The sequence below is a fragment of the Terrabacter sp. 2TAF16 genome, from assembly GCF_052115065.1.
GTDB lineage: Bacteria > Actinomycetota > Actinomycetes > Actinomycetales > Dermatophilaceae > Terrabacter.
The window spans coordinates 374,759-386,072 of the sequence record NZ_JBFRFZ010000001.1; the positions used below are offsets into that span (position 1 = coordinate 374,759).

An 11,314-nucleotide genomic window follows, 5' to 3' on the forward strand; every position below is an offset into this window, starting at 1 on the left:
CTCAGCTCTTGCCGAGGGTCTCGGCACCCGTCTCGTCGGGGGCGTCGACGATCGAGCCCGCCTGCGCGTGGTGCCCCTTGTTGCCGTAGCCGGCCATGGACATCGTCTTGCCCGCGGCGACACCGGCCACGATGACGACGGCACCGATGATGCCGAGGACGAGGCTGGGGATGATGACCGCGACCGACGCGATGGCCGTGCCGAGCAGGATGACTCCGACCCCGGTCCAGGCTGCGGTGCTGTGACCGTGGTCCTCGTGCTGCTCTTCCATGGCGTCCTCTCTGGTCCGATCGGCGCCACTCGCGTGCGGGCCGACGACGTTCATTCTGTCAGGTCTCGTCGGGGGCGTCGCGCAGGGTCGGGTCCCGGCCCTCGGACAGCTCGTCCCACGTCGTGCGGACCTCTCCACGCGGCCCGCTCGCGGGCTTGTCGCCCCGCTCGTAGCGACCCGAGAGGCCGGCCCACCTGCGGCTCGACACGGCTGCCGAGGCGCACCCGAGGGCCAGCAGGACCGCCGAGGCGACGGCCAGCCAGACCCACACGGTGCTCGCTCCGGTGGCGGCCGGAGCCGTCGTCCGGGCGAGCTCGCGGGCGACCGCGTCGGCGACGGTGTCGACCGGGCGGAGCGCGACGAGGACCGTCATGGCCAGGGCACCGAGCGAGGCCAGCACGAGGACGATCGCGGCGACGGCCCGGATGATGCGGCCACCCGTCATGAGGCCGAGCAGGGCCACGACACAGACGGTCGTGAGACCGACGACCCCGGGTGCCGCGGTGCCGCCGGTCACGTCGGTGACCACCTGGCTGAGGACGTCCTTGGACTCACCGCTCGCCCACGTGCGCGTCGTGAGGCCGAGCAGCAGGGCCGCGGGAACGAGGACGACGAGGGCCGCGCGCTTCTTGTCGAGGGCGCCGGGCCGGGTGCCGGACGGGGCTACGGACGACATGGGCGGTGGTCTCCCAGCGGTCGCAGGCCCGCGGCGGCTGCCACGGCGCGCAGGGCGGCAGCGGCCTTGTTGACCGTCTCCTCGTACTCGAGGTGCGGCACGGAGTCGGCGACGATCCCCGCGCCGGCCTGGACGTGCGCGCGGCCGTCCTTGATGAGCGCCGTGCGGATGGCGATGGCCATGTCGAGGTCTCCGGCGAAGTCGAGGTAGCCGACGACGCCGCCGTAGAGACCGCGCCGCAGTCCCTCGTAGGCGTCGATGAGGGCCATGGCCCGCGGCTTGGGTGCCCCGCTCAGCGTGCCGGCGGGGAACGTGGCGACGAGCGCGTCGTAGGCGCTCTGGTCGTCGCGGAGGTCACCGACGACGGTCGACTCGATGTGCATGATGTGGCTGTAGCGCCGGATCGACATGAAGTCGACGGTGTCGACGGTGCCGGCGCGGCAGATGCGCTGGAGGTCGTTGCGGGCGAGATCGACGAGCATGAGGTGCTCGGCCCGCTCCTTCGCGTCGCCGAGCAGCTCCTCGGCGAGGTGCGCGTCGTGGTCGGGACTCTTGCCCCGCGGGCGCGACCCGGCGATGGGGTGGGTGATCGCCTGACGTCCCGTCACCTTGATGAGCGCCTCGGGGCTCGAGCCGACGATGTCGTAGGCCGTGCCGTCGGGATGAGGGAGCCGCAGGAGGTACATGTAGGGGCTCGGGTTGCTGACCCGCAGCGCGCGGTAGACGTCGAGGGCGTCGGCCCGGCAGGGCACCGTGAAGCGCTGGGAGACGACGATCTGGAAGGCCTCGCCGGCACGGATCGCCTCCTTGGCCTCCTCGACCATCTCCTCGTACTCGGCCTGCGTGTGGCTGCTCGTCGGGTTGCTCGGGGTGGGCTCGATCGTGGCGACGGTGCTCGGCGCGGGGGCCGCGAGCTCGTCGGTCATCCGGTCGAGACGGCTCACGGCATCGGCCCACGCATCCTCGATGCGCTCGTCGGTCGCGTCGTGGTTGACGGCGTTGGCGATGAGCAGCAGTGAGCCGTCGCTGTGGTCGAAGACCGCGAGGTCGGTGGCGAGCATCATCGCGACCTCGGGCAGGTCGAGCTCGTCGCGGCCGCCGTCGGGGACCTTCTCCCAGCGGCGGACGGCGTCGTAGGTGATGGCCCCGACGAGTCCACCGGTCAGGGGCGGCAGACCCGGCGTACGAGGCGTCGCGAGGGCGGCCACGGTGTCGCGGACGGCCGCGGTCGGGTCCCCGTCGGTGGGCAGCCCGACCGGCGGCTCGCCGATCCAGTGGACCCGGCCGTCCTTCTCGGTCAACGTCGCCGCGCTGCGCGCCCCGACGATCGAGTAGCGCGACCAGACGCCGCCGTGCTCCGCGGACTCGAGCAGGAACGTGCCCGGGGCGTTCTTGGCGAGCTTGCGGTAGACGCCGACCGGCGTCTCCGCGTCGGCGAGCACCCGGCGTACGACCGGGATGACGCGACGGTGCTCGAGCGCCAGCTCGGTGAAGACCTCGAGGCTCGGCCACGTGCGTCCCCACGCGAGGTCGGCGTGTGGCGCGGGCGCGGCGGCGAGCGAGGTGTTCGAGTCGGGCACCGAGCCATTCTGGCCCACGCGGTCGTATGCCGTGTCCCCGCCTCACCCGTCGAACACGCCCGGCCGCTCCCCACCACCCTCGAGTGAGCGCCCGACCCCACTCGAGTGAGCGCCGGGTCACAGGACGACCTGAGACCGCCCTCACTCGAGTGGGACGGAGCGCTCACTCGACGTGGGGGCTCAGGCGCTGGGAGTGGGCTCGCCGACGGTGGCGGGGAGGACGCGAGCGTCGAAGCAGGTGCGGTCCCCCGTGTGGCAGGCCGCACCGACCTGGTCGACGCTCACGAGAAGGGCGTCGCCGTCGCAGTCGAGACGCACGCCCTTGACCCACTGCACGTGGCCGCTCGTGTCGCCCTTGCGCCAGTACTCCTGACGGCTGCGCGACCAGAACGTCACCCGGCCCTCTCCGAGCGTGCGGCGCAGGGCCTCGTCGTCCATCCAGCCGACCATGAGGACGTCGCCCGTGTCGTGCTGCTGCACCACGGCGGCCACGAGGCCGTGCTCGTCGCGCTTGAGCAGCTCGGCGATCTGCGGGTCGAGCGTCGAGGGGTCGGGCGTGGCAGCTGGCGTCGGGTCGAGGGCGTCGGTCACCCGCCCATTCTGCCGCCGCCCGGACCGAACCCGGCACTCGGTCTCGCGGTCAGAGCGCCTGCTGCTGGGCGACCCAGGACTCGTGGAGCCGTGAGTAGACGCCTCCGAGCCGGACGAGCTCGGTGTGGTGGCCGCGCTCGACGATGCGACCCGCATCGACGACGATCACCTCGTCGGCGGCCTGGGCCGTCGAGAGCCGGTGCGCGATCGCGATGGAGGTGCGCCCGCGGGTCAGCGAGTCGAGGGCGCGCTGGATCCGCACCTCCGTGCTCGGGTCGACGGCCGACGTCGCCTCATCGAGGACGAGCAGGTCGGGGTCGGCGAGGTAGGCGCGGGCCAGCGCGACGAGCTGGCGCTCGCCGGCCGACAGCGACTCGCCACGCTGGCCGACGTCGGTCGCCAGACCGAGCGGGAGGGTCGAGACCCACGGGTCGAGACCGAGCTCGGTGAGGGTGAGGCGCACGACCTGCTCGCTCGCCTGCGGACGGCCGAAGCGGATGTTGTCGAGCAGCGTGCCGTCGAAGAGGAAACCCTCCTGGGGGACGAGCACGACGCGGGAGCGCAGCGACGAGAAGCGGATCGTGCGCAGGTCGACGCCGTCGAGGAGCACCTGCCCGCTGCTGGAGTCCATGAGCCGGGTGAGCAGCTTGGCGAGGGTCGACTTGCCCGACCCGGTCTCACCGACGATCGCGACGCGGCTGCGCGGCGCGATCGTCAGGTCGATGTCGTGGAGCACGGGCGCGCCACCGGGGTAGGCGAATCCGACCTCGTTGAACTGCACCGTGATCGGTCCGCGCGGCAGGGTGACGCCGGAGTCGCCCGGGTCGGAGACGTCGGCGGGGGTGTCGATGATGCCGATGACCCGGCGCCAGCCGGCGACGGCGTTCTGCATCTCGTTGAGGATCTCGGTGGCCTGCTGGACCGGCTGGGTGAAGAGGTTGACGAGGAAGAGGAAGGCGAGCAGCTCGCCCAGCGTCAGGCTGCCGCGGGCCGCGAGCACGGTGCCGACGACGAGGACGACTGCCGTGGTGAGTCCGGAGACGAGCTGCCCCGACGTGAACGCCACGACCGAGCGGGCCTGGGCGCCGATGGCCGCCTTGCGGTGCGCCTCGACCGCGGCGTCGATGCGCTCGGCGGTGCGGTCCTCGACGCCGTAGGCGCGGATGGCCTGCGCCCCGACGACGGCCTCCGAGATGGCTCCGAGCATGTCGCCGACGCGTTCGCGCACCTTCGTGTAGGCCCGGCCGACGATGCCCTGGAACTTGCGGATGATGACGAAGAGCGGCACGAAGCACAGCCACACGACGAGGCCGAGGAGCGGGCTGTAGACGACCATGAGCACCGTCGCGAGGGAGATCTGCGCGATGTTGATCATGAGCATGAGCCCGCCGAACTGCACGAACATCGAGATCGTGTCGACGTCGGACGTGACGCGGGAGACGAGCGACCCGCGCCGCTCGGTGTTCTGGGTGAGCATCGCGAGGTCGTGGATGTGCCGGAAGGCCCTGAGCCGCAACGTCGCCAGGCCGTTCTCGGACGACCGGAAGAGGCGGATGTTGACGAAGTAGGCGGAGACCGCCGTCACGGCGACGCCGACGAGCGCGATGCCGATGTAGACGGCCACGACCTGGGTGTCGGGACCGCCCTCGGCGAGGAGGCCCTCGTCGGTGATGCGCTGGACGACGAACGGCACGAGCACCCGGCCGAGGGTCGAGAGCACGGCGAGCAGCACGGTGACCCAGATGCCCTTGCGCAGCTCCGGTGAGAGCTCGACACCACGACGCAGGGTCTGCCACGTCGTCATCTCCTTGCCGGTGGCGACGCCGTGGTGCTCGACGAGGACCTGGGACCGCATGCTCATCGGGAGACCTCCTCGGCGGCGTCGACACCACGCCCGTGGTCGTCGTGCTCCTCGGCGGCCGCGATGGCCTGGCGCTCGGCGGCCTCGCGGGCGTATGCCGTGACGAGCCGCTCGTAGCCGACGCACCGGCCGAGGAGCTGGTCGTGGGAGCCGTGGTCGACGACCCGACCGCCCTCGAGGTAGACGACCTCGTCGGCGAGCAGGATCGTGGCCATGCGGTAGGCGACGACGAGGACCGTGGTGCCCGAGCTCGCCTCGCGCAGCCGGGCCAGGATGGCCTGCTCGACGCTGGGGTCGACGGCCGACGTGGCGTCGTCGAGGATGAGCAGCTGCGGCTCCCGGATCACGGCGCGCGCCAGGGCGATGCGCTGGCGCTGCCCACCGGAGAGGCTCGCCCCGCGCTCGCCGACGTGGGTCTCGAGGCCGTCGGGCAGCTTCTCGACGAAGCCGGCGCCCTGCGCGACGTGCAGCGCGCGCCACACGCTCTCGTCGTCGTGCTCGGCCCCGAGGGTGATGTTGCCCCTGACGGAGTCGTCGAACATGAAGGTCTGCTGCGCGACGAGCGCGGCGACGTCGCTGATGCCGCCGCGGCGCACCTCGCGCAGGTCGACGTCGTCGACCAGCACGGCTCCCGAGTCGGGGTCGACGAGCCGCATGACGAGGTTGGTCAGCGTCGACTTGCCGCTGCCCGTGGGTCCGACGATCGCGACCGTGGCCCCGGGTGCCACGTCGAGGGTGACGTCGACGACCGCGGGGTTGCGGTCGGCCTCGCCCGTCTCGGTCTCGATCTCGTAGGCGTACGCGAGTCGCTCGGCCTGCAGGTGGCTCGCGGCGCCCCGGGGCAGCGCCCGGTCACCGAAGGTCATGCTGCCCGTCGCGTCGAGGACCGCCGAGACGCGCTTCCATCCGACGACGGCGCGCGGCAGCTCGGCGAGGACCCAGCCGAGGGCGCGGACGGGGAAGGCGAGGATGGAGAAGAGGTAGGCGACCTGGATGACCTGACCGGCCGTGAGCACGCCACTGCTCACGCGGAGCGTGCCGACGAAGAGCACGGCGAGGGTGCCGATGGTGGGGATCGCCTCGATGGCAGGGTCGAAGCGGCCACGCGTGCGGCCGACCTCGATGTTGGCGTCGCGCAGCTCGCGGGTGACGCCGCGGAAGCGCTCGGCCTCGTGGTCCTCTCGGCCGAGCGACTTGACGATGAGCGCCGCCTCGAAGCTCTCGTGGGCGACCTCGGAGACGTCGGCGCGCAGCTGCTGCGCTCGAGTGACCCGCGGCGACATGGCTCGCTGGAAGGCCACGTTGGCCAGGAAGAGCATCGGGAAGACGGTGAGCCCCACGAGCGCGAGCCAGGGGTCGACGATGACCATCTGGACGATGCCGAACACGAGCATCACCACGACTCCGAGGGCCATCGGCAGCGGCGCGAAGATGTTCCACGTCGCCTCGACGTCGGCGTTCGCGTTGGAGAGCAGCTGACCCGACGGGTGCTTGTGGTGCCAGCTGAGCGGGAGCCGGAGGTACTGGCGGGTGACCTGGCCGCGGTACATCGCGCCGAGGTTGTACATGGCGACGCCGCCGGCGATGCGACGGCCGATGACACCGATGATCGTCGTGAGCACGACCGCCGCCATGACGCCGCCGATGAACCACAGCTGGGACGCCGTGACGTACCCGGCCTCGATGGCGGGCGACACGGCGTGCTGGACGACGAAGCCGATGGCCGCCGCGGTCAGGCTCGTCATGACGCCGTAGACGACGCTGCCGACCACGGCGAGGGAGAACCAGCGCGGCTGGCCCTTGATGCCCCGGCCGATGACGGCGAGACCCTCCCGAAGGGTCGAGGTGGGCGGGACGTTCACGGTGTGCTGCTCCCCTGGTGACGTGCTCTGTGGTCGACCCCTCAGCCTCTCACGTGCCGGCGACACCCTCGGCACCAGTCCCTCTGACCCAGAGCCACTCGGCGCCGTCCGCGGCGTCCTGCGCTTCGCGCCGCAGGAAGCCGAGGCGCGCCAGGACCCGGTGGCTCGCGACGTTGTCGGGCTCGGTGTGCGCGACCACGGAGAGTCCGGCCGCCTCGAGCGAGCGCACGAAGCCGGACAGGACGTCGGTCATCAGGCCCCCTCGTCGGGCGTCCGGGACGAGGCCGTAGCCGACCTCGACGACGCCCTGCTCCGGTGGCCCGAAGCAGCCGATCGAGCCGACGACGAGCCCGTCGCTCCTGCGCACGATGTGGCGCGGGGACCACGCGTCGGGGCCGGAGGGCATCATCCCGATGGCGTCGAGGTCGTCCTCACGCGGGTAGCCCTTCGCCCACTCGGCCCGTCGCTCCCCCGCGCGCATCGCCGCGGCCTCCTCGGCCGTCACCGGCACGAGCCTGGCGTCCCGTGTCTCGATCGGTCCGGGGCCGATCGGCTGCGCCGGGGCGTCGGTCCGGACCCAGTGCCGCAGGACGCCCTCCCGCTCGTCCTCCAGGACGCCGCCGCACGACGTGATGGTCCGCGCGGAGGCCGTGTTGGTCGCGTCGCACGTCACGAGGACGGGGTCGATCCCGCGGGACGCGGCGAGGCGGAGCGCGAGACCCAGCGCGGCGCGGGCGATCCCCTGGCGTCGGACAGCCGGCGACACGGCATACCCGATGTGCCCACCCTCGGCGACGAGGGACGGGGTGAGCGCGTGGCGCACAGCGATCGTGCCGACGACGCGACCGTCACGGACGACCCACCGGTTCGACGACGGCACGCGGCCCTCCGGGAGCGCCGCGTCGGACCGCTCCATCCGGCCGAGCCAGTCGACCCACTCCTCGAAGGCCTCGCGGTCGCGCAGCAGGTCGCGGTCGCCCGAGCGGTAGCTCGAGCCGTGGATGGTCTCGCCGGCGAAGTCGTCGACCATCTCCCACCACGAGTCGGACAGGTCGACGGTGGGGCGCACGAGCTCGATCACCGTCCGACCCTAGGCACAGACCCTCGCCCCGGCCACCGAGATTCGGTCGTGGCCGACGCCCTGAGAGGATGGCGTCATGACGCGCCACGCCCAGTCCGAACGCCTCCTGCTCTGCGACGAGCTCGACCGGCTCGGACCCGACCAGCCGACACTGTGCGAGGGGTGGGAGACGCGTGACCTGGCAGCCCACCTGCTGGTCCGCGAGCACCGGCCCGACCTGACGGCCGGGCGCTTCGTCCCGTTCCTCGCGGGTCACCTCGAGAAGGAGCAGGGCAAGATCGCGCACGGCGACTACTCGGCGCTGGTCGACCGCGTCCGCCGGGGCGCCCCGGTGTGGAACCCCATGGCGCACCCCAAGGTCGACGAGGTGACCAACCTCATCGAGTTCTTCGTCCACCACGAGGACGCCCGCCGCGCCCAGCCCGGCTGGGAGCCGCGCGAGCTGTCGCCCCAGCTGTCGGGCAAGCTCTGGTCGGCGCTCAAGCGCTCGTCACGCCTGATGTTCCGGAAGGCGCCGACGGGGATCGTGCTCATCGCCGAGGGCCAGGGCCGCTACGCCGCCAGGCTGCCCGACGAGCACGGCACCGTCGTGCTCCGCGGGACGCCTGCGGAGCTCGTGCTCTACGCCTACGGCCGCAAGAGCGTGGCGCGCGTCGAGTTCGAGGGCGACGCGGACGACATCGCCGCGCTCCAGAAGACCGCCCTCGGCATCAGCTGACCCACCGGCAACCGGCCGGACGGCATCAGCGGACCGTCACACCGGCTGCGTGCAGGGCGTCCTTGACGTCGCCGACGGTGAGCTCGCGGAAGTGGAACACGCTCGCGGCGAGCACGGCGTCCGCCCCAGCGGCGACCGCGGGTGCGAAGTGCTCGACGCGTCCGGCGCCCCCGCTCGCGATGACGGGCACCGACACGGCTGCGCGCACGCGCCGGATCAGCTCGAGGTCGAAGCCGTCCTTCGTGCCGTCGGCGTCCATCGAGTTGAGCAGGATCTCGCCCGCCCCGAGCTCCGCGGCCCGCGCGCACCACTCGACGGCGTCGAGGTCGACCGGCGTGCGGCCCCCGTGCGTCGTCATGACGAAGTCGTCGGTGGGCCGGCCGTCGTCGCCGAGTCGCCGGCGGACATCGGCCGACAGGACGAGCACCTGTGCGCCGAACCGTGCCGCGATCTCGGAGATCAGCTCGGGTCGGGCCAGGGCGGCGGTGTTGACCCCGACCTTGTCGGCGCCGGCGCGCAGCAGGCGGTCGACGTCGTCGACGGTGCGCACGCCACCTCCGACGGTGAGTGGGATGAAGACCTGCTCGGCCGTCCGGCGCACGACGTCGTAGGTGGTCTCTCGGTCACCGCTGCTCGCCGTGACGTCGAGGAAGGTCAGCTCGTCGACGCCCTGGTCGTCGTAGAGCTTCGCGAGCTCGACGGGGTCGCCGGCGTCTCGGAGGTTCTCGAAGTTGACGCCCTTGACGACGCGCCCCGCGTCGACGTCCAGACAGGCGATGACTCTCGTGGCGACCGGCATGCGACAAATCTAGGCCAGCCCGGGTGACCATCACTGGTCGGTAGGGTCACGCCCATGTGGGACGAGGTGACGCGGCCGCCGCGCGAGGATCACGTCGCCGCCGTCGTGTCCCTCGCGCTCGTGGCGGAGCCCCGCTGCGGTGACGTCGTCGTCATCGCCCTCGACGGGCCCAGCGGCGCCGGCAAGACGACGCTGGCCCGCGGGATCGAGCTCGCGCTGGCGCCGAGGGGTCCCGTCGCCGTCGTCCACATGGACCACCTCTACCCGGGCTGGGACGGGCTGGCCCAGGCACCCGGGCTGCTCACGGTGCAGGTGCTCGAGCCGATGGCGCGCGGCGAGCGGGCGACCTACCGGCTGTGGAGCTGGGTCCGCGAGCAGTGGTCGGGCACGCGCGACGTGCCTCCGTGCACCTTCCTCGTCGTCGAGGGGTGCGGCTCCAGCGTGGAGCCTGCGGGGTCGTATGCCGCCGTGTCCGTCTTCGTGGACGCCGACACCGCGTTGCGGATGCGCCGCGGGATCGACCGCGACGGTGAGGCCTACCGACCCCAGTGGCAGCGCTGGGCCGACCAGGAGTCGGCGCTCTTCAGCGCCGACGCGACGAGGGAGCGCGCGGACCTCGTCCTCGACACATCTAGTCTCTGATGGTGCTTCGACGAGACCGACCGCTCCGCCCCCTGCCGCCCGTCTGGGTCATGGCCCTCGCGCTCGTCGCCGTCGCCGCGAACCTCCGGATCGCGATCACGAGCGTCCCTCCGCTGCTCGACGCGATCTCCGCCGACCTCGGCCTCAGCCACGCCGCGGCCGGGGCACTCACGACCCTGCCGGTCCTCTGCATGGGGCTCTTCGCGCCGGTCGCGAGCCGGATCGCCCACCACACCGGGGCGGCCGCTGCGGTGCTCGGAGCGGTCATCAGCATCCTCGTCGGCACGGCCAGCCGCTTCGCCGGCGACCACGTCGTCGTGCTCTACGCGGGGACCTTCCTCTGCGGCGTCGGGATCGCCGTCGCCGGCACACTGCTGCCGAGACTCGTCAAGACCTTCTTCCCACCCGAGCGCACCGGTCTCGTCACGGGCCTCTACATGCTCGCGATGATGGGTGGGGCGGCCCTCAGCTCGGCGCTCGCCGTGCCGCTCGCCGACCGACTCGGCAGCTGGCAGGCCTCGCTGGGTTCGTGGTCGGTCATCGCCCTCGTCGGTGCCCTCGCGTGGGCGCCGTTCACCATGCGCGCCAACCCGCACCACACGCCGGACGAGGAAGGCCCGGGCCGGCTGCCGTGGCGGCACCACACGGCCTGGCTCGTCGCGGGCTACCTCACCCTGCAGTCGTGGTGCTTCTACTCGGCCGTCACGTGGCTCGCCCCGACCTACGTCGAGCACGGCTGGTCGCGCGGCTCGGCGGGCTATCTCGCGGCGGTCTTCAGCGGGGCCCAGATCGTCTCGGGCCTGCTCGGTCCGGTCGTCAGCGACCGCACCCGTGACATGAGGCGGCTCCTGTGGCCGGCCGCGGTGCTCGGGATCGCCGGCTCCGTCGGGATCTGGGTCGCACCACTCTCGGCGCCGTGGGTGTGGGCGGTCGTCACCGGGCTCGGTCAGGGCGCCGCCTTCTCCCTCGCGCTCGTGCTCCTCGTGCGCTACGCCCGCACCCCCGAGGCGAGCGGGCGCCTGACCGGCATGGCGTTCCTCATCTCCTACGGCCTCGCCTCGATCGGACCCCTGGCGATGGGGCTCGTGCGCGACGTCACCGGGAGCCTGTCGCTCGTCTGGGGCATCCTCGCCGCCATCGGGGTCGTCCAGCTCTTCGTCGTCCAGCGTCTGCGGCCCGACCTGAGCCGCGTGGAGTGAGCGCCGCGTGAGGGTCGGGGTGACGCCGGGACCG

11 protein-coding genes are annotated in these 11,314 nt (G+C 72.4%); 3 read left to right on the forward strand and 8 right to left on the reverse strand.

All coding sequences use genetic code 11. The features are described from left to right. Position 1: 1 nt before the first annotated feature. The 7 genes from AB4Z14_RS01745 to AB4Z14_RS01775 form a co-directional block, all read right to left on the reverse strand. Positions 2 to 271: an HGxxPAAW family protein gene (locus AB4Z14_RS01745; protein ID WP_442273650.1), complete on the reverse strand. Its 270-nt coding sequence runs from the start codon at positions 269 to 271 to the stop codon at positions 2 to 4. A 58-nt stretch (positions 272 to 329) separates the two neighbouring features. Next, positions 330 to 947: a Trp biosynthesis-associated membrane protein gene (locus AB4Z14_RS01750; protein WP_442273651.1), complete on the reverse strand. Its 618-nt coding sequence runs from the start codon at positions 945 to 947 to the stop codon at positions 330 to 332. Further along, positions 935 to 2,527, reverse strand: a complete 1,593-nt coding sequence (locus AB4Z14_RS01755) for an anthranilate synthase component I (RefSeq protein WP_442273652.1) — start codon at positions 2,525 to 2,527, stop codon at positions 935 to 937. Before AB4Z14_RS01755 ends, AB4Z14_RS01750 begins: the two co-directional genes overlap by 13 nt. A gap of 180 nt (positions 2,528 to 2,707) precedes the next feature. Continuing rightward, a complete protein-coding gene (gene hisI, locus AB4Z14_RS01760) occupies positions 2,708 to 3,118 on the reverse strand; it encodes a phosphoribosyl-AMP cyclohydrolase (protein ID WP_442273653.1) in 411 nt (136 codons plus the stop codon). Positions 3,119 to 3,167: 49 nt separating this feature from the next. Continuing rightward, on the reverse strand, positions 3,168 to 4,979 hold the full coding sequence (locus AB4Z14_RS01765; protein ID WP_442273654.1) for an ABC transporter ATP-binding protein: 1,812 nt from the start codon (positions 4,977 to 4,979) through the stop codon (positions 3,168 to 3,170). Continuing rightward, a complete protein-coding gene (locus AB4Z14_RS01770) occupies positions 4,976 to 6,841 on the reverse strand; it encodes an ABC transporter ATP-binding protein (protein ID WP_442273655.1) in 1,866 nt (621 codons plus the stop codon). The genes AB4Z14_RS01765 and AB4Z14_RS01770 overlap by 4 nt, the downstream gene beginning before the upstream one ends. A gap of 49 nt (positions 6,842 to 6,890) precedes the next feature. Continuing rightward, positions 6,891 to 7,922 (reverse strand): GNAT family N-acetyltransferase, encoded by a 1,032-nt coding sequence (locus tag AB4Z14_RS01775; RefSeq protein ID WP_442273656.1) that lies wholly within the window; start codon positions 7,920 to 7,922, stop codon positions 6,891 to 6,893. 76 nt (positions 7,923 to 7,998) lie between these two features. On the opposite strand from AB4Z14_RS01775, the gene AB4Z14_RS01780 reads away from it, so the two are divergent. Next, entirely contained in the window at positions 7,999 to 8,640 is a 642-nt protein-coding gene (locus AB4Z14_RS01780; RefSeq protein ID WP_442273657.1) for a TIGR03085 family metal-binding protein, read from the forward strand. 25 nt (positions 8,641 to 8,665) lie between these two features. Here AB4Z14_RS01780 and hisF read toward each other — a convergent pair whose 3' ends face one another. Next, positions 8,666 to 9,439: an imidazole glycerol phosphate synthase subunit HisF gene (hisF, locus tag AB4Z14_RS01785; RefSeq protein ID WP_442273658.1), complete on the reverse strand. Its 774-nt coding sequence runs from the start codon at positions 9,437 to 9,439 to the stop codon at positions 8,666 to 8,668. A gap of 54 nt (positions 9,440 to 9,493) precedes the next feature. Between hisF and AB4Z14_RS01790 the strand changes: the two genes are divergently transcribed. Beyond that, positions 9,494 to 10,081 carry a uridine kinase family protein gene (locus tag AB4Z14_RS01790; protein ID WP_442273659.1) on the forward strand — a complete coding sequence of 196 codons (588 nt, stop codon included), beginning with the start codon at positions 9,494 to 9,496 and terminating at the stop codon, positions 10,079 to 10,081. A 2-nt stretch (positions 10,082 to 10,083) separates the two neighbouring features. Beyond that, positions 10,084 to 11,280, forward strand: coding sequence for an MFS transporter (locus AB4Z14_RS01795; RefSeq protein WP_442273660.1), 1,197 nt, complete (start codon positions 10,084 to 10,086; stop codon positions 11,278 to 11,280). Positions 11,281 to 11,314 lie beyond the last annotated feature (34 nt).

Bases quoted from the DNA above. Each gene is read 5' to 3' on its own strand.
- AB4Z14_RS01745 (WP_442273650.1), bottom strand. From the start codon at position 271: ATGGAAGAGCAGCACGAGGACCACGGTCACAGCACCGCAGCCTGGACC.
- AB4Z14_RS01750 (WP_442273651.1), bottom strand. From the start codon at position 947: ATGTCGTCCGTAGCCCCGTCCGGCACCCGGCCCGGCGCCCTCGACAAG.
- AB4Z14_RS01765 (WP_442273654.1), bottom strand. From the start codon at position 4,979: ATGAGCATGCGGTCCCAGGTCCTCGTCGAGCACCACGGCGTCGCCACC.
- AB4Z14_RS01780 (WP_442273657.1), top strand. From the start codon at position 7,999: ATGACGCGCCACGCCCAGTCCGAACGCCTCCTGCTCTGCGACGAGCTC.
- hisF (WP_442273658.1), bottom strand. From the start codon at position 9,439: ATGCCGGTCGCCACGAGAGTCATCGCCTGTCTGGACGTCGACGCGGGG.
- AB4Z14_RS01790 (WP_442273659.1), top strand. From the start codon at position 9,494: ATGTGGGACGAGGTGACGCGGCCGCCGCGCGAGGATCACGTCGCCGCC.